The sequence below is a fragment of the Sphingomonas paludis genome (genome assembly GCF_053502515.1).
This window is the reverse complement of sequence record NZ_CP187558.1, coordinates 1,494,611-1,511,191: the sequence shown is the minus strand read 5'-3', so window position 1 is coordinate 1,511,191 and position 16,581 is coordinate 1,494,611. Positions and strand designations below refer to the sequence as shown.

Here is a 16,581-nt window from a genome sequence, read left to right as displayed (position 1 = left end):
AATGACCCTGCAATCCCTTTTGGTCGATTTCGACTTTGACAGCGGCGACAATACGCTGCCGATCGCCAGCAACGATCCGGTGCTGGCCTCCAAGGCTTCGAGCGACTGCACCTTCGACGCGCGGGCAGCGGCGGGCTATGCTGGCGGTGCCCTGCCGGTCGTGGGTGCGCAGATCCCATCGCTCGGGCTGGCTGGGCTATTGCCGACCGCCATGCCCCTGCTCAGTCGCGCCAATCGGTCCTATTCGGCAGTGCCAATCGCCGATGCATCGCGCGCCGATTACATCGGAGGGGCATGGTCGTTCGATGGGCGGACCGGGCTCTACGTGCTGGCGAGCGACATAGCGACCCATGAGGTCTGGAACCCAGTTGCTGAGGGTTTCCGCAACCATCTGTTCGTCGTCTGGTTCAAGTCGAAGGTGACGCCGCCCGCCGCGATCACCGGTCTGGCCGGCTCGGGTATTGGGGCCTTCAATACTTCGGGGTTTCACTTCGGCTTTGTCCAGCAAACTGATGGATCGATCCGCGAAGCGGCGCATGGCGTCCTGGTCAGTGCTGGGGCCGTGCTTGACGGCGATGTCCATCAGGTGGCCGTTCACTATGCCTACGATACGGGTGCCGACACGACCACAAGTCGTGCCTTTTTCGATGGGCAGGAAATCGGCGCACCCGTTGTCCAGGGCGCTCACAAACCCAGCCAGCACTCGGTCAACACATCGCCTCCCGGTGGCGGCGGCAGCCGAGCGTCGATCGGCCAGGCGGCCGGATATGGAAGCTGGGGCAATGGCAGCATCTACCGCGTCGATCGGGTGTTTACCCGTGTGCCGGTCCCCGGGGCAGCTGGAAGTTTTGCCGCGCTCGATCCCGCCGTTCGGGTCGCTGATGATTGGGCGCTGAACCAGGCGTTGCGCACGTTATGACCGCTGCATTCGACCCTTTGCGCGTGCAGCTCGTCACGTCCGTGACGCTGGCCATGTCCGCACCCGATATCTGGGTGGTGCCTGGGCCGCACATGATCGTCGTCGCCGGGGTGGCAGTCCCGGTGCTGTCGGCCGGGTTCGGCATCGTCGGCATCGGTCTGGGCCAGCTGCTCGCCCCGCCAGTGACCATGGGTCTTCGACGGCGTGTGGCGTTGATCGCGGCGCTGCTCGGGATCGAGCTAGGGATCGTTATCGCAACCGGTCAGCAACCGCTGGTGGCAATGGCCTGGGGGATCGGCCTTGGCTTTTCCGGCCTCGCGGTAGCCGAAGCGCTCGGTTCCGCGGCGAGCGACGGTGTTCGTCGGATCAGCGGCGCGTTCATCACCGCAATTTCCGCCCGCCTCGAGGCGAAGAAGAAGGATGATTCCAATGCATGACTGGCTTCAGCTGGCGATCGGCGCAGTGATCCTGGCTGCCGTGCTGTGGGCAGTGCGCCAGCACGGCAGCGCCAATCCCGAATCGACAGGCAAACTGTCGCGCCAGGTCGCGCGGATCTTCGCCGAACTGCGCGAGATCAAGACCGGCCAAAAGGGCATGGCGACCCGTGCTGAGCTGGAGGCGCTGGCAGGCGATCTTCGCGAGCTTGAGGCGCGGACCGCGTCATCGGCCGAAGTCATCGCGCTGGAGGGCAAGCTGAACCGGATCGAGGAGCGGCTGGCCGGCCAGGGCCAGATCATGGCGGCAAAGATCGACGCTGTCGGCGCCTCGGCCGATCGCACCGAAAAGCTGGTCTCGACCATGAACGCGATCCTGATGCGTAAGGGACTGGGCGAATGACCTATGCGAGCGAGGTTGCCTCGCGTCGTCGGCTTCAGCTGCTGCAGCTGATCATCCAGGACGGCGGCCAGGCCAATGACGGGTCGCTGTTGACCGCGATGCGTTCGATCGGCGAGCGCCAGGCCATGGACCAGGCGGCGCTGCGGCAGCTGCTCCGCGACCTGGAGCAGCGCGACTGCCTGACCCTCGACATGATCCGCGACACGGTGATGGTGGCGCGCGTGACCGAGCGCGGACGGATGGTCGCGGCCGGCGACACCGAAGTGGGCGGCGTTCACAACCCGCTGATGGGCCTTTGAGATGGCGCTCAGAACGCCGCGCCGGCACCGGCCATCGACCATCGACCGCAAGGATGGCGAAGTCCGCGAGCTGATTGCCCAGCTGCGGATCGACCATGGCTGGACGATCGACGAGATCCACGCAAAGCTGAAGGAGATCGGTCAGAGCGATATCTCCCGATCCGCCCTGGCGCGCCATACCAAGTCGCTGGACGAGATTGGCCAAGAGCTGCGAGCGTCCCGCGAAATGGCCAAGCAGTTGATGGGCCAATTGGGTGAGGGCGACGAAGACCGGATGCTCGAGCTCAATGTCGAGCTGATGCAATCGATGCTGGTCAAGATGCAGACGTCGATCGGCGAGGACGGGCAGCCCGTCACCTTCAATCCGATGGAGGCGATGCTGCTGTCGAAAACGATCCAGCAGCTCGCCGGGGCGCGGAAGACCAACGCGGACTTCATTTTGCGGCTGCGCGCCGAGACCGCACGTGCGGCTGCCAAGGCCGTTGATGAAGTGGCCAAGACGCGCCCAGCGGGCCTGACCCGTGAAACTGTGGACGAGATCAAACGGCAGATCATGGGGATCGCGGTCTGATGGCGTTCACCCGCGAAATGCTTGAGGAGAAGATCGGGGATGGCATCCCGATCACCGAGGAAGAGTGGTCGGCCTACCGCATTGCCTCGCGTCAGGAACTGCCGGCGTATCTCTCGGGAAAGTCGCTGCCAGACGTCCTGATGACGTTTCAGAAAAAGCTGCTCGAATCGACTTCGAAATACTCGGTCACGGTTGCCGACAAGGCGCGCCGAACCGGTGCCACCTGGGCGATCGGCGGCGATGCCGTCCTGACCGCCGGATCGTCCAGCGCCGCCGGCGGCATGGACGTGCTCTATATCGGCTACAATCTCGATATGGCGCGGGAGTTCATCGACACCTGCGCCATGTGGGCCAAGGCGTTCATGCCCGCCTGCAGCGAGGTCGGCGAATTCCTGTTCCACGACAAGGGGCAGGATGGCCAGGAAGACAAGTTCATCCAGGCGTTCCGTATCCGGTTCGCCTCCGGGTTCGAAATCTGTGCTCTGTCAAGCCGCCCGCGTTCGCTGCGCGGCCGCCAGGGCTATGTCATCCTGGACGAGTTCGCCTTTCATGACGATCCCGAGGGGCTGCTAAAGGCATGCATGGCGCTGCTCATCTGGGGCGGCAAGATCCTCGTCATCTCCACCCATAATGGCGCGGACAACCCGTTCAACCTGCTGATCGAGGACATTCGCAAGGGCGAGCTCGGCGCGGATGCAAATGTCGTACGATGCACCTTCGACGATGCGGTGCTCGATGGTCTCTATGAGCGCGTCTGTCTGCGCAAGGGTATTGAGTGGACGGCGGAGGGCGAAGCGCGCTGGCGCGAAAGCATCCGCAAGATCTACCGCGCGAATGCTGCCGAGGAGCTGGACTGCATTCCGGCCCAGGGTAGTGGCGTCTATTTGAGCCGCGCGCTGCTGGAGGCATGCACGGTGCCCCCCGACAAGGTGTTCACGCTTCGATGCCCGGCAGGATTCGAACTGCGTGAGGCACACCAGCGTGAAGACTATGTCCAGGCGTGGCTTGATCAACTCATCGCACCCGAACTGGCGGCGCTCAACCGGAATCACCGGCACGGATGCGGGCAGGACTTTGCGCGCGAGGGCGACGCCTCGATCTACGTCCCGCTTGCAATCGAGGCGGACCTGACACGGCGCGCCCCGTTCGTCATCGAGATGCGCAATGTGCCCTTCGAGCAACAGAAGCAGGTGTTCATCTGGGTCACCGAGCGCCTGCCCCGGTTCATCGGCGGCAAGATCGATGCGACGGGCAACGGCGGGTATCTCGGTGAAGTGGGGGTGCAGCGGTTCGGCCCCAGCCTGATCGAGGCCGTCAAGCTGAGCCAAGCCTGGTATGCCGAGTGGATGCCGAAGATGAAGACCGGCATCGAGGACCGGAAGCTGCTTTATCCGGCGAACGACAACCTCGTGTCCGACCTGCGCATGGTCCGTCTGGTGCGCGGCATCCCGATGGTTCCGCAGGGTGCGAAGAATGAAGGCACGGACGGTCTTCCCCGCCACGGCGACTTTGCCCCTGCGCTGGCCTTGGCCAACGCCGCGACGTTCAACGACCCTCAGGTTATCGCTTACCACTCGGTGCCCAAAACCGGATTTGGCGACCAACCTGCCGGCGCATCGATCGATAGATTTCTAAACCGCCCTGGTGTGACCCGTCCGCCCAATGAGCAATCTGGCGGCAGGCAATTTGGCAGCGGTGCCTGGTGACCGAGGAAATCCGATGAATAACCTGCCTGTGCCATATGCCGCGCCGCCGCCGCCCGTCCTGGTCGACACCAGCGGTCGGCCGCTGCGATCGGCCACCACGATCCTGACCACCGATATTGGCGGGCCGACCATGGCGGGCGTCCGCTCGATCCTGTCAGACCATCCCGCGCAGGGCCTCGACCCAGCGCGGCTGACGCAGATCCTGCGGGCGGCCGAAACCGGCGACGCGACCGCGTATCTCGAGCTGGCTGAAGAAATGGAGGAAAAGGATCTCCATTACCGCTCCGTCCTGGCGACCCGCCGGCTGGCTGTGGCGCAGCTGCCGATCCGGGTTGAGGCTGCCGGCGACAGCTCGGAAGAAGAAGCTGATGCCCTGATCATCCGCAATTGGCTTAAGCGGCTGACCCTGCAGGCAGAGCTGTTCGACATCCTGGACGCAATCGGTAAGGGCTTCAGCGCCACCGAGATCATCTGGTCGACCAGCGGCGGCAAATGGATGCCGGAAAAGCTGAAACGCCGCGACCCCCGCTTTTTCGAGTTTGATCAGCTGACGGGCGAGACGTTGCTGTTGAAGGGCGGCATCGAGGGCCATTCGGGTGTTCCGCAGCCGCTGCCGCAGTGGAAGTTCATCGTCCATGAACACGGGACCAAGTCGGGCCTGACGATCCGGGGTGGCCTGGCGCGCGCCGCCGCCTGGCTCTACCTGTTCAAGAATTACACGCTGAAGGACTGGATGACCTTCCTCGAGGTCTATGGCCTGCCGCTCCGCGTCGGCAAGTATCAGAACGGGACCAGCGAAGACGATATCCGCAAGCTGGCCCAGGCCGTCGCCCAGATCGGCTCCGACGCGGGCGCGGTGATCCCGGCGTCGATGATGATCGAATTCATCACCAGCCAAGGCGGTGCCGCCAACCCGGAGATGTTCCAGGGCCTGTGCACCTATGCCGACGATCAGCTGTCGAAGGCGGTACTGGGGCAGACCAGTTCGTCGGATGCGAAGGCGGGCGGGCTTGGATCGGGCCAGGCCAATCTGCACGGCGAGGTGCGGCACGATATTGAAGCGTTCGACGCCGTGACGTTGAGCGCAACGCTGACCCGCGACCTGGCGGTGCCGATGGTCATGTTCAATCGCGGCATGCGCGATCGTTATCCGCTGGTGCTGATCGGCCGAGCTGACCCAGTCGACGTGAAGGCGGCGCTGGAAGCGATCGCCGCCGGGCTGCAGGCGGGGGTCAAGATCGGCGTCGGCTACTTCCGGAAGGTGACCGAGATCCCCGAACCGGAGCCGGACGAGGAGCTGTTGCAAACGCCGTCCGCACCGGCGGCCCAGAACGCCCAGGAAGACGCCCAAGGCCGGGAGTTGCCTGAAAAGGGCTCGAGGGCCTTCTTAACCCCTCTTAAACCGACGAGAGAGGGTAATCCGCCCCGACCCGAGGGGGGCGAAGTCGCCGCTGCCGCGCAGCCGGCTCGCGAACCCGACGCGATCGACCGGATGGTCGAGGAGGCACTGGGCAACTGGGAGGGCATGACCGGCCCGGCTATCGAAGGGTTTGAGGCGATGATCGTTGCCGCCACGTCGATGGAGGAAGTGCGCGAGCTGCTGGCGCTGCGCGCTGGTGACATGATTATGGAGATGGACATCGGAACGATCGTCGAGTTCGGCGAGCGGGCAGGCTTCGCCGCGCAGATCGCCGGGCTGGTCGAGGGGCCTAAGGAGTAGGTCATGGACGACGAACTCATGGACGATTTCGAAGCTGCACACCGTGTCGGTGAGAAAGTGCTGGAGATGGCTGACCGGCTAAGCACCGCACAAAAGATCGTGCCTGGATCGCGTGCGGCTTGGGCGTTCGACGTGGACGGGGTTCGCTTCGAGCTGGAGATGAAGATCGGCGGTTCGGCCGAGGGGCCGAAGAGCTAGAATGGCCCTGTCGATGCCAACGTGCTATGCGAAAAGCGAGCCGAACGGGGCGGCTACCCCATCCGGCTCTAACCAACCGATGAAAGGTCCATCGAATGGCTTCGTCTCATCTACTTGCGCTGGAGCAGTGCGCAATCCTCGCGGCAAACCTGTCCAAGTCTCCGGAGAAGGAAATCCACCTTCTCCTCGGTGGCGAGGGCGTCCACATCATCGGCAGGGCAAGGCGGCCTGGCATCCATCAGATCATGTCGGAATTCACTTTTCTCATTGGCTGGCAGCAGCTGATCGACGGAACGGTCGAACCCGCCGAGGCGATCAATGTCATCGATCGAAAACTGGGCGTTTTTTTGGAACCCGTGGATCCGCCGACGGAGCAATAGTCGATGAGCATTTCTCCAAAGAATGCAGCCATCGCCGCCCAGCTTGTCGGATTAGGAAGTCCGGGGCCGATCTTGGCGTCCGACAAATCCAACCGTTTGGTTGCTGCCGCCAGGCTCGCTCGCTTCATGGATCAGCTCGGCCGGATCGACGAACGGCTGCCAATGAAACGGCTCTAGCGCTCCTGCCGCATGGCGTGGCCGTATGACCGGCCCTGCTGACCTGCCCAGCGCCGGGGTGCCGCCGGAGGAAGCCATCGCTTTTTTCCGGGCGAAGGGCTTTCGCATCGGCTTCAACTGGCAGGACGTGTTCAGGGCCGAGCACGCCCGCTGGTTTACCGTCGCAAAGGCGATGAGCCGCGACCTGCTGGAGGACATCCGCGCCGAGGTGGACAAGGCCATCACGGACGGCACCACGCTGGAGGATTTCAAGAAGGCGCTGAGGCCGAAGCTGGAGGCGCGCGGATGGTGGGGGCGCAAGCCCATGATCGACCCGGCCACCGGGCGGCAGGAAATCGTCCAGCTGGGCAGCCCGCGCCGGCTGAAGACGATCTTCAACGCCAATGTCCGCACCGCCTATGCCGCCGGCAAATGGCAGCGGATCGAGCGGACCAAGGCGGCTTTCCCGTTCCTGGAATACAGCTCGGTCATGGACGGGCGCGAGCGGCCCGAACATCACGCCTGGGACGGCACCATTCAGCCGGTCGACAGCGACTGGTGGGACACGCACTATCCTCCATGTGACTGGGAATGCCGGTGCGACGTCATCCCGCGCACCCAGCGGATGCTCGATCGCAAGGGGCTGATGGTGACCACGGCGCCGGTGCGTCATCCCGACGTGCCCTGGACGAACACGCGGACCGGCGAGACCGGCATGATCGAGCGCGGGATCGGCAAGGGCTGGGATTACAACGTCGGCAAGGAATATCTGCGCGGCCTCGCCCCGTCGCCGCTGCCGGAAAGCTTCGACGGCCCTGACCAGGTCGATGCAGCCGCCCGCCTCACCAAGCCCCAGGCCGCGACCGTCGACCGCTTCCTCGGCCAGTTCGGGATCAAGCCGGGCGGCGAGGCGATCTGGGAGGACCGGGACGGATGGCCGCTGTCGATCGGGCGGGGATGGTTCATCGGGCGGGACGGCAGGGTGCGGTTGCCGAAGGTGCCGGTTGTCCTGCTCGCGCTGACCCTGAAGCAGCCGGACACGATCAACTTTGTCTGGGTGCGCGGCCTCGACGGGCGGGCGCTACTGATGCGCCGCTATGTCCGGCGGGTCGCCGGCACACCGATGCAGATCGATGTCGGCCGGGAGAGTTGGCGCTGGCGCTGGTCGGCGGCGGATCAGGTCGACGCTGCCAATCGCTATCAGAAGCGCCACCCCGCCGGCACTGGCAGGGGTGGACAATTCGCGTCTGGCGGATCGGCCAGCAGTTTCGTGGGCGCGGCCATCAACGGGACGTCGCCGAACGTCGACATGATGCGATTGGGCGATGTCAGCGATGTGGTGATTGGCAAAGCTGCCGAGGCGGGCGTGAGATTGAAGAGCCCGGCCCTTTGGCTTGAGAGCGGTCGGGTGCGTCACATCCACCAGGCGCACGGCAGCGACCGGCTGCCCATCCGGCCGCGCGATATCGCTGGAGTGAAAACAATTCTGGAGCATTCTGGACGGTTCAATCTCAGCCGCTCCGCCAAGTCAAACACTCCAGCGAGGCTGGAAGCGTTTCACCGTTCTGGCAGAGTAGAAACCGTCATGGTGTTTGAAGCGCGCCGCCGGGGGCTGATGCTTCACACCATGTTTCGCCGCAGGATCAAATGATCGGGGGTCTCGCCGTCCCGATGCCGAAGCCCCGAGCTATACGTCCGAAACGCTAGCGAGGCTTTCGATATAGCGATACTAGGGGCGCGGCACAATGTCACAGCGTGGGTCGCATATGCGACGTTAGGCGGGGTCTCCGCCTGATCCATAGCTGGCCCCATGAAGCGGGCCATTATCACCACCGAACAGGTATCGGCCGCCGCCTCGAGCGAGGTGGCGCTGGTCGATGGCGCGCCCGCCCGCCGGGTGAAGGTGCTGCCGATCGGTACCATCGCCATGCGTGATGGGCGCGGCCCCTATCGCATCCGCGATCGCGCGCATGCCGAGCAGGTGGTGGCGCAGACGCAACGCTGGCTGGGCAGCGCCGATCTGAATTTCGATTTCAATCATCAGGTCCTGGCGAACGGAGCCGATGCCCGCGCTGCCGGCTGGGTTCCCGCCGATCGACTGATCGTCGAGGATGACGGGATTTATGCCGACCAGGTCGAATGGACCCAGGTCGCCGCAGCTGCGCTGACAGCGCGCGAATATCGGTACCTGTCGCCGCTATTCATGGCCCGCCCGGTCAAGGACGGCGGCGACGTCCTGCATCTCAAGAATGTCGCGCTGGTCAATGTTGGCGCGATCGACCTGCCTGCCATTGCGGCGGGCCTTTCCGAGGAAGAAAACCCCATGGATTTGACTGCCATCGCGGCGGCGCTCGGCCTTTCGGCCGACGCGACCGTCGAGCAGATCGCGGCAGCTGCCGCCGATCTGAAGAAATCCGCCGCCAGCGTTACGGCGATCGCCACCAGCCTTGGCCTGGCCAGCACGGCCAGCGTCGAGGAAGTGGCTGCCCGCGCCTCCACGCTGACGCAGGACATGGTCCCCGCCAGCGTCGTCGATGGGATGAAGGAGCAGCTGGCGCTGCTCAACAAGGACCGGCTGGCAAAGGAAGTCGACCAGCTGGTCGCCGCCGGCATCCTGCCGCCCGCCAAGCATGCCGACACCCTGGCGTGGTTCGAGCGCGAGGAAGTCGTTGCCCGCAATTTCTTCAAGGACATGCCGCCGATGATCGCCCCCGGCGAACAGGTGGGCGGCAAGCCCGGCGCGAAGTCCACCACGCTGACCGCCGACGAGGTCGCGGCCTGCGAGATGACCGGCATGAGCCATGAGGACTTCCTCGCGGCCAAGAATGAAGGGATCGCATAATGGCGTTGTCTGCTGCCAAGCCCGTCCAGCGTTTCCACGGCGGCGGGATGCTCGTCGTGGGTGTCGCTGCGGCCGCCGTCTGCCTGCAGGGCGGGCTGGCGATGGTGTCCTCGGGCTATGCCCGCCCGGCCCGCGCGGGCCAGGGCGGCACCGATCTGCTGAAGATCGCCGACGTCGCCAATTCGCGCGTCATTGGCGTGTTCGAGCATTCGGTCACCGGCGGCGCGGCCGACGGCGCGGCGACGGTCGAGGTTCATGAAGGCACCTTCCTGCTGAAGAACAGCGTGGGTGCCGACGCGATCACCGTCGCCGATGTCGACCGCTATTGCTTCGTCGTCGATGACGAGGCAGTCGCAGCGCATTCCGCTGGCGGCACCCGTCCGCGTGCCGGAGTTGTGCGCGAGGTGAGCAGCGAGGGCGTCTGGGTCGAGATCTCGGCCGCCGCCGCAGCTGCTGCTCCCCGCACTCTGTTCCTGCCTTGGAGCATCAACGAGACCGATACCCTGGCCGGCACCTCGGTCGAGCTGGTCTCGCCGGCGGCAGGGCGGATCGTGCGCAACACGGTGATCGTCCAGAAGGCCGTGACTACCGGTGGGGACGTCACGGCCCTGGTCGGAGTTACCGCCGTCGACGGTCTGGCCTGCACGATCGCCGATGGTGCGGCGAAGGGCGCTGTGGTCACCGACACGCCGACTGCCGGCCATGCCAGCGCCGTCGTCGCGGCGGGCGATCGCATCCAGATCGCGCCCGCCGCCGCCTTTGCAACCGCAGGTGCCGTGTCCGGCATCCTCGAAATCGCCCTCAAGTAAGGAGCCGCCACCTTGGCACGCATCGTCACTCAGCCGCTGCTCGACGCGCTTCGCGTCACGTTCAGCAAGGCGTTCGAAAAGGGCAAGACCGAAACGCCGATCGTCGGCGAGTTCATGTCGACGCCCGTCCCATCCACCACCGCGATCAACACCTATGGGTTCCTGGGCGACCTGCCGATCTTCCGGAAGTGGGTCGGCGAGAAGCGGGCCAAGGCGATCCGGGAAAAGGTCTATCAGCTCCTCAACGAGGACTATGAAGCGACCCTGCCGATCCCGAAGAAGCAGATCGAGGACGACGAGATCGGCCTCTATCCCGCGCTGTTCGAAGGCTGGGGCCGCGAGGGCAAGCAGTGGATGGACCGGCTGCGCTTCCGGGCGCTGGCCGAAGGCCATCTGCGCGAATGCTTTGATGGGCAGAACTTCTTCGACACCGATCATCCGACCTACCAAGAGGCGGGTGGCACCTGGTCGAACATCGACAACACTGGCGGCGGCGAACCCTGGTATCTGCTCGACTGCTCGCAGCCGCTGAAGCCCCTGATCGCGCAGGAACGCAAGAAGCCGTTCTTCTGGTGGGTCAACAGCCTGATGGACAGCGTGGTCGCATCCACCGGGATCATGACCGCCTATGGCGAGGCGCGCGGCGCGGTCGGCTATACCATGCCGTTCCTTGCCTATCGCTCCACCCGCCCCCTGACGCCGGAAAACTACATTCTGGCGCGCGATGCGATGAAGGCGTTCAAGGACGACAACGGCGAGCCGCGAGGCACCCGCCCGACGCACCTGGTGGTCGGCGTGTCCAACCAGCAGAAGGCGAAGGACACGTTCAAGCCGAACCTGCCGGGCGGCGAGAGCAACACGCTCGCCGGCGAGATCATCATCGTCGAAGCCGATCGGCTGCCCTGATGCGCGGGATCCTGCACATCGCCAGTGCCCGCGCGCCATTCCGGCGTGCGGGCCTGGAATGGTCGACCAAGGCGGCCCAGCCGGTCGACATCCGCAAGCTGGACGGCGCGCGATTGCTGGCCCTGATCAGCGACCCCGTCCTGACCGTGCAGATCGAGGACGAGGCGGGTGCGGTGAAACCGTTCCCCATCGTGCCGGCCAGCGTCACGGCCAACGATCTGCAGGGCATGATCGACACGCTGGCCTCGCAGATGCCGGCGGCCGAGGCCGAGGGCACTGCCGAGCGGGTCATCTCGGCCGAGCGGCATGACGCAGTGCTGCAGGAGGTCGCCGACCTGCTCAAGGAGGTCGAGCGCCAGGCGGACGTCATCGGTGGGCTGGAAGCGAACCGTGACCAGGCCGACGCCTTTGCCGGCGCGATCCGTCAGGCGCTCGGCGTTGATGAAACCGATATCGACCTGGTCGCCACCGTGGCGTCGCTCCGCGCGCGGGTCGCAGCGCTCGAAACCAAGCTGTCGCAGGCGGAGATCGATGCCGGCCGGATCATCGGCGAGCGTGACCAGCGCATCGCCGAGCTTGAGACGGCTGCGTCCAAGAAGGCCGCAAAGCCGGCACCAGCGAAGCCGAAGGCCGACGCAAGCTGATTACCTGCCGGGGGCCGAATACCCCGGCTGGCGTCCCGGCGGGCATTGCCCGGCCCGCCGGGCTTTCCACCAGGGCAGTTTCAGAGGGTCACCATGGGCAACACTCCAGGACATCGCGAGCTGACGGAGCAAGAGGTCGAAGCGATCAACGACATCCGTGCGAAGGCGCAGGAGATCAGCGACCTGATTTCAAACCTGCATGAGCTGCCAGGCGTCGATGCCAGGTGGTTGTCCATCGGTCGCACCGATATGCAGACCGGTGTGATGGCCCTGATTCGCGCCGTCGCTCGTCCCGCGCTGTTCTGACCATGTATGTGACCGCCGACGAGATGCGCGCGCGCTATGGTGAGGGCCTGCTGGTCCAGATCACCAACGCAGACGCATGGGATGCGGTCGCCATCGCCGCCGTCAACGCGGCTGTCTCCGATGCGTGCGTGCTGGCCGATGGCTATGTCGCCAAATATCATCAGGCGACGCCCGGCGTCGAAGCGCCGCCGCTGCTGAAGCGCCTGGTCCGCGAGATCGCCTTTGCCGACCTTCAGCAATCGCCGACCGAGGAGTCGGCCAAGCGCAAGGCGGATGCGATCCGCACCCTTGAGATGATCTCGCGCGGGCTGGTGAAGCTCGACCAGGGCGAGGGCAATCTGCCCGCGCGCGACGGCGCGGTGATCGTGCCCGACCGCGAGCGCATTTTCAGCCGAGACCGGATGGGCGGCTTCTGATGGCCGGCGTTTCCTATCAGGTGAAGGCCGAGGGGCTGGACGAGATCAACCGGTCGCTGGCGGTGCTGGCCGACCGGTTCGGCGACCTGACCCCGCTGATGCAGACCATCGGGATGCTGGGCGAGGTCGATACCCAGGACAATTTCGGGGGCGAGCATGCGCCCGACGGCACGCCCTGGCCGCCGTCGAATCGTGCCCGCGAGACCGGGGGCAAGACGCTGCAGGACAGCCGCCGCCTCTACAAGTCGATCACGCACCGCGCCGATGCGCGATCGGCCGAGTGGGGCACCAACGTCATCTATGCCCGCCGGCACAATGAGGGCTGGAGCGGCACCGAACAGGTGGCCAGTCACAAGCGCACCATGCGCCAGGTGTTCGGCGTACGCCTGGCTGAGCCGATCGAGGTGACGGTCGGCGCGTTCAGCCGCACGGCGAACACGCCGCGCCGCCAGTTCATCGGCCTGTCGCCGTCGTTGCGCGAGGATATCGCGGACGCGGTCGAGACCTATGCTGGGTTGCCATCATGAGCGCCGGTTCGCTCGCTGCCATCTATTTCGCCGTGCTGATCGCCGTGCTGGTCGTGGCCAAATGGCAGGCGCGGCGGGAGCCGACGCAGCATGGCCGCGTGGTCATGATGTTCTTCGGCTTCTGGCTCGCGGTCCTCTGGCCGCTGGCTCTCATTTACTTCCTAGTCGTGTTGCCGATCTTGCTGATCATTCGGGCGGTGGGTCGATGATCGCGGCGATCGAACTGGCGATGCTCGCCCGGCTAAAGGCCGTGGCGGACACCGGCGCGCTGGGCTTTCGCTGGCGCACGCTCGGCACCTATCCGGAGCAGTGGGAGGATTATCTCGACAGCGAGGGCGAGATTGCTTGCCCGGCCGCATGGGTCGTGTTTGCCGGTTGGGACAATCCCCGCATCGATTACGGGCCGGATGGCGATGACGTGCTGCACGTCGACGGGTCGTTCGGGTTGATGGTCGCCGATCGCAACATGCGGCCGAAGGAGCAGTACCAGCGCCACGGCGGAATCGATGTCGAAAGGGAGCCGGGCACCTATCGGCTGATGATGGCCGCGATCGCCTCGCTGGCCAACCAGACGCTCGGTCTCGACCTGGTCAAGGCCATCGTGCCCGGATCGATGCGCCCGGTGGCAGCGACGGCAGCGTCCAATAAGCAGCGTATGTCGCGCTTGGCGTGCGAGCTGCGCTGTTCGTTCCCGATCGCCATCGTCGCGGACGGTGACCTGACGATGCTGGAGACGCTGCATGCCAACTGGGACGTGCCGCTGTTCGGATCGCCGATCGCCATCGACGCCGATCCTGGCCGGCCAGGCATCCAGTTGCCCGACGACGCCCATGCCGACGCCACCGATATTGTCACCCTGGGAGACCAAGAATGAAGCTGATGCGCCGCGTCACGCCCGAGGCGGGCCAGACCGTCAATGACGAACAGGGCCAGCCGATCCCGGCGGGCGGCATCGATGTCGTCTGGTCCACCTGGTGGCAGCGCCGCCTCAACGCCGGTGAGATCACCGTGTCCGACCCCAAGAAGGGAGCCGCCAAGTGAACAGCTTTGCCTTTGACCTGATCAGTGCCGCCAACCGGGTGCCCGGGAGCCAGGTGGAGTTTTCCAACGTCCGGGCGTTGGGCGGACTGCCCCCGGCCGAACAGAAGATCCTGCTGATCGGCCAGCGGCTGGCGACGGGCACCGTGCCGCAGGGCCAGGCGCGGCGGATCACCCAAGCGGACCAGGGCGCTGGGTTCTTCGGTCGCGGCTCGCAGCTGGCGGCAATGATCGCCTCCGCCATCGCAGCCAACAGCCAGACCGAATTATGGGCACTCGGCCTGGACGATGATGCAGCGGGGGTCGCCGCCACGCGGACGGTCACGATTACCGGCCCGGCGACGGCGGCCGGCGCGCTGGCACTGCTGATCGATGGGCAGCGGGTGCGCGCCAGCGTTGCCCCAGGCGACACCGCCACGGCCATGGCCACCGCCCTGGCCGCCGCCGTCAATGCTCAGCCGGACCTGCTGGTGACCGCTGCGAGCGCGGCCGGGGTCGTCACGCTGACGTGCCGCCACAAGGGAACGCTCGGCAACGACATCGACGTCCGGGCCAATCACTACGATGGCGAAGTGCTCCCCGCCGGCGTCGGGCTGGTTGTCGCTGCCGCGACGGCCGGCGCGACCAATCCGGACCTGACCGATGCATTCGCTGCGATCGGGGACGAGCAGTTCCAGCAGATCGCCATCGGCATCAACGACTCGACCAATATCACGATCGCCGAGGGCGAAATGGCTAGCCGATGGGAGCCTGGTCGTCAGATCGAGGGCCGTGCCTGGTTCGGCGCGTCGGGGACGCTGTCGGCGCTGCTGACCCTGGGCGGCAATCGCAACGGCGTTCATTCGAGCGTGATTGGAAACTACCGGATGCCGACGCCGCCCTGGCGGGTCGCGGCGGCGGTGGCAGCGGTGGCGGCATTCCACCTGCAGATCGACCCGGCGCGTCCACTGACCGATCTGGCGGTGCCAGGGTTGGTTGCCCCAGCGATCGCCGACCGGTTCGGTCGCAACGAGCGCAATCAGCTGCTCGGTTCCGGCATCTCCACCCTGCGCATCCAGGCAGGTGGAATCGTGGCGATCGAGCGACTGATCTCGACCTATCAAGTCAACGCTTTCGCCTTCGACGATCCCAGCTTCCTCGATGTCACCACCACGGCGACCCTCGGCTATTATCGCTACAGCTGGCGCGCACGCATGGCGGCGAAGTTCCCGCGCGCCAAGCTGACCGACGACACGATCCGGTCGGTCCGCGCGGAAACGATTGCGCTCGCCCGGGAATGGAGTGCGGCCGGCCTGATGGAGGATGCCGACGGGTTCATCGCCGGACTGGTGATCGAGCGCGACGCGACCAATGCCACCCAGCTGAACGTGCTGATGACGCCCAACACGGTCAACGGCCTGCTGCAGCTGGCCGCCCGCATCGAATTCGTCCTCTGAAGCGACGCTTCAGGGGCAGCAAAGGAGGTTCTGAACCATGTCCAATCCCAACCGAGTGACCGGCCGGGCGCGCGTCAAGATCGATGGAAGCCCGCTCGAGGTGTCGGGCGGCGTCACCCTCGATCCGGGCGGGCCGATGCGCGAACCGGTCAATGGCGACTATTCGATCGGCGGCTTTCGGCAGACGACCAAGGAGGCGCGGCTCGAGTTCTCGGTGCTCGACAAGGGCAGTTTCAGCGCCACCCAGTTCGGCGCGATCGACAATGCGACGGTCAGCATCGAGTTCGATAACGGCCGCAATTTCGTCATGGTCAATGCCTTTTCCGAAGGCGCGCCGCAGCTCACCACGACTGATGGCCTGGCCAAGTGCGTGCTGATGTCGCCGCCGGCCGAGGAGCTGCTGTGATGCAGGGCGATCTGGACGAGCTTGCCGATGAAGGCTTCAAGCCGCACCCGTTCGACGTGCCCTATGGCCTTCGGCACCCGGTCGAGCAGCGCAAGCGGATCGGCACCGAAGAGACCAGCGACTGGATCCATGAGGTCACCCTGCGGAGGCCGACAGGCAAGGATCTGAAGCTGATCGACCAGTATCGCACCCAGCCGATGGAACTGACCATCCAGATGGTCGCGGCGCTGACCGGTCTGCCGGTCAAAACGGTGGAGGCGTTCGATGCGGAGGATCTGCTCCCTTTGGGCGCATCGGCGATGCAGAGTGCGGACGCTGGCCGGAAGACTGGCGGCGGCCGCTAGCCGAGCTGGCCGCCGCATGGGGCTGGCCGCCGTCCGAGCTGATGGCGCTGCCCTGGGATGAGGTGAAGGCCTGGATCGACCAGGCCGACGGCATCGCCGCCGATCGCGCCGCCGCTCAGGA

24 protein-coding genes are annotated in these 16,581 nt (G+C 65.5%); all 24 read left to right on the top strand.

The annotated features are described in order from the left end of the window. Position 1: 1 nt before the first annotated feature. Positions 2-919, top strand: a complete 918-nt coding sequence (locus ACPVPU_RS07360; protein ID WP_448660320.1) for a hypothetical protein — start codon at positions 2-4, stop codon at positions 917-919. Then, the gene (locus ACPVPU_RS07355) at positions 916-1,356 is read left to right on the top strand and encodes a hypothetical protein (protein WP_448660319.1); all 441 of its coding nucleotides are present in this window, start codon (positions 916-918) and stop codon (positions 1,354-1,356) included. The genes ACPVPU_RS07360 and ACPVPU_RS07355 overlap by 4 nt, the downstream gene beginning before the upstream one ends. Further along, entirely contained in the window at positions 1,349-1,756 is a 408-nt protein-coding gene (locus ACPVPU_RS07350) for a hypothetical protein (protein ID WP_448660318.1), read from the top strand. The genes ACPVPU_RS07355 and ACPVPU_RS07350 overlap by 8 nt, the downstream gene beginning before the upstream one ends. Then, positions 1,753-2,055, top strand: coding sequence for a hypothetical protein (locus tag ACPVPU_RS07345; RefSeq protein ID WP_448660317.1), 303 nt, complete (start codon positions 1,753-1,755; stop codon positions 2,053-2,055). The genes ACPVPU_RS07350 and ACPVPU_RS07345 overlap by 4 nt, the downstream gene beginning before the upstream one ends. Position 2,056: 1 nt before the next feature. Then, a complete protein-coding gene (locus tag ACPVPU_RS07340; protein WP_448660316.1) occupies positions 2,057-2,626 on the top strand; it encodes a phage protein Gp27 family protein in 570 nt (189 codons plus the stop codon). Next, complete coding sequence (locus ACPVPU_RS07335; protein ID WP_448660315.1) at positions 2,626-4,332, top strand: hypothetical protein; 1,707 nt, start codon at positions 2,626-2,628, stop codon at positions 4,330-4,332. The genes ACPVPU_RS07340 and ACPVPU_RS07335 overlap by 1 nt, the downstream gene beginning before the upstream one ends. A gap of 13 nt (positions 4,333-4,345) precedes the next feature. After that, entirely contained in the window at positions 4,346-6,052 is a 1,707-nt protein-coding gene (locus tag ACPVPU_RS07330) for a DUF935 domain-containing protein (RefSeq protein ID WP_448660314.1), read from the top strand. 3 nt (positions 6,053-6,055) lie between these two features. Then, a complete protein-coding gene (locus ACPVPU_RS07325) occupies positions 6,056-6,250 on the top strand; it encodes a hypothetical protein (protein ID WP_448660313.1) in 195 nt (64 codons plus the stop codon). A 95-nt stretch (positions 6,251-6,345) separates the two neighbouring features. After that, the gene (locus ACPVPU_RS07320) at positions 6,346-6,630 is read left to right on the top strand and encodes a hypothetical protein (protein WP_448660312.1); all 285 of its coding nucleotides are present in this window, start codon (positions 6,346-6,348) and stop codon (positions 6,628-6,630) included. Between the two features lie 3 nt (positions 6,631-6,633). Next, complete coding sequence (locus ACPVPU_RS07315) at positions 6,634-6,807, top strand: hypothetical protein (protein WP_448660311.1); 174 nt, start codon at positions 6,634-6,636, stop codon at positions 6,805-6,807. Positions 6,808-6,832: 25 nt separating this feature from the next. Next, on the top strand, positions 6,833-8,437 hold the full coding sequence (locus tag ACPVPU_RS07310) for a phage minor head protein (RefSeq protein ID WP_448660310.1): 1,605 nt from the start codon (positions 6,833-6,835) through the stop codon (positions 8,435-8,437). Positions 8,438-8,596: 159 nt separating this feature from the next. Next, positions 8,597-9,628, top strand: coding sequence for a phage protease (locus ACPVPU_RS07305; protein ID WP_448660309.1), 1,032 nt, complete (start codon positions 8,597-8,599; stop codon positions 9,626-9,628). After that, on the top strand, positions 9,628-10,437 hold the full coding sequence (locus ACPVPU_RS07300; protein ID WP_448660308.1) for a hypothetical protein: 810 nt from the start codon (positions 9,628-9,630) through the stop codon (positions 10,435-10,437). The genes ACPVPU_RS07305 and ACPVPU_RS07300 overlap by 1 nt, the downstream gene beginning before the upstream one ends. 12 nt (positions 10,438-10,449) lie before the next feature. Next, positions 10,450-11,343 (top strand): Mu-like prophage major head subunit gpT family protein, encoded by an 894-nt coding sequence (locus ACPVPU_RS07295; protein WP_448660307.1) that lies wholly within the window; start codon positions 10,450-10,452, stop codon positions 11,341-11,343. Next, on the top strand, positions 11,343-11,987 hold the full coding sequence (locus tag ACPVPU_RS07290) for a hypothetical protein (protein WP_448660306.1): 645 nt from the start codon (positions 11,343-11,345) through the stop codon (positions 11,985-11,987). The genes ACPVPU_RS07295 and ACPVPU_RS07290 overlap by 1 nt, the downstream gene beginning before the upstream one ends. A gap of 93 nt (positions 11,988-12,080) precedes the next feature. Continuing rightward, positions 12,081-12,293, top strand: a complete 213-nt coding sequence (locus ACPVPU_RS07285) for an Acb2/Tad1 domain-containing protein (RefSeq protein ID WP_448660305.1) — start codon at positions 12,081-12,083, stop codon at positions 12,291-12,293. A 2-nt stretch (positions 12,294-12,295) separates the two neighbouring features. Beyond that, the gene (locus ACPVPU_RS07280) at positions 12,296-12,709 is read left to right on the top strand and encodes a phage protein Gp36 family protein (RefSeq protein WP_448660304.1); all 414 of its coding nucleotides are present in this window, start codon (positions 12,296-12,298) and stop codon (positions 12,707-12,709) included. Continuing rightward, positions 12,709-13,236 carry a phage virion morphogenesis protein gene (locus tag ACPVPU_RS07275; protein WP_448660303.1) on the top strand — a complete coding sequence of 176 codons (528 nt, stop codon included), beginning with the start codon at positions 12,709-12,711 and terminating at the stop codon, positions 13,234-13,236. The genes ACPVPU_RS07280 and ACPVPU_RS07275 overlap by 1 nt, the downstream gene beginning before the upstream one ends. Beyond that, the gene (locus ACPVPU_RS07270; protein WP_448660302.1) at positions 13,233-13,445 is read left to right on the top strand and encodes a hypothetical protein; all 213 of its coding nucleotides are present in this window, start codon (positions 13,233-13,235) and stop codon (positions 13,443-13,445) included. Before ACPVPU_RS07275 ends, ACPVPU_RS07270 begins: the two co-directional genes overlap by 4 nt. After that, positions 13,442-14,110 (top strand): phage protein Gp37, encoded by a 669-nt coding sequence (locus ACPVPU_RS07265; protein WP_448660301.1) that lies wholly within the window; start codon positions 13,442-13,444, stop codon positions 14,108-14,110. Before ACPVPU_RS07270 ends, ACPVPU_RS07265 begins: the two co-directional genes overlap by 4 nt. Continuing rightward, complete coding sequence (locus ACPVPU_RS07260; RefSeq protein WP_448660300.1) at positions 14,107-14,277, top strand: DUF2635 domain-containing protein; 171 nt, start codon at positions 14,107-14,109, stop codon at positions 14,275-14,277. The genes ACPVPU_RS07265 and ACPVPU_RS07260 overlap by 4 nt, the downstream gene beginning before the upstream one ends. Then, a complete protein-coding gene (locus ACPVPU_RS07255) occupies positions 14,274-15,710 on the top strand; it encodes a phage tail sheath subtilisin-like domain-containing protein (RefSeq protein ID WP_448660299.1) in 1,437 nt (478 codons plus the stop codon). The genes ACPVPU_RS07260 and ACPVPU_RS07255 overlap by 4 nt, the downstream gene beginning before the upstream one ends. Before the next feature lie 37 nt (positions 15,711-15,747). Beyond that, positions 15,748-16,116 (top strand): phage tail tube protein, encoded by a 369-nt coding sequence (locus ACPVPU_RS07250; protein ID WP_448660298.1) that lies wholly within the window; start codon positions 15,748-15,750, stop codon positions 16,114-16,116. Further along, on the top strand, positions 16,116-16,460 hold the full coding sequence (locus ACPVPU_RS07245) for a phage tail assembly protein (protein ID WP_448660297.1): 345 nt from the start codon (positions 16,116-16,118) through the stop codon (positions 16,458-16,460). Before ACPVPU_RS07250 ends, ACPVPU_RS07245 begins: the two co-directional genes overlap by 1 nt. Positions 16,461-16,581: the final 121 nt, after the last annotated feature.